Raw genomic sequence first — 229 nt, 5'->3', positions numbered from 1 at the left:
TGGTTAGAGCGTCCGCCTGATAAGCGGGAGGTCGATGGTTCGAGTCCATTCAGGCCCATTGATATTTGGAGAATTACTCAAGAGGCTGAAGAGGACGGTTTGCTAAATCGTTAGATCGCGTAAGCGATGCAAGGGTTCGAATCCCTTATTCTCCGCTTTTATATATATTTGGCCCGTTGGTCAAGCGGTTAAGACACCGCCCTTTCACGGCGGTAACACGGGTTCGAGT

1 tRNA gene is annotated in these 229 nt (G+C 49.8%); it reads left to right on the top strand.

The features are described 5' to 3' along the window. Positions 1-67: 67 nt before the first annotated feature. Positions 68-155, top strand: a tRNA-Ser gene (locus tag AC973_RS07480). The last annotated feature ends 74 nt before the right edge of the window (positions 156-229 follow it).

Source organism: Carnobacterium sp. 1290_CSPC, from assembly GCF_001053265.1.
GTDB lineage: Bacteria > Bacillota > Bacilli > Lactobacillales > Aerococcaceae > Aerococcus > Aerococcus urinaeequi.
Note: the sequence above shows the minus strand (reverse complement) of the source record. Positions and strands in the feature narration are given on the sequence as shown.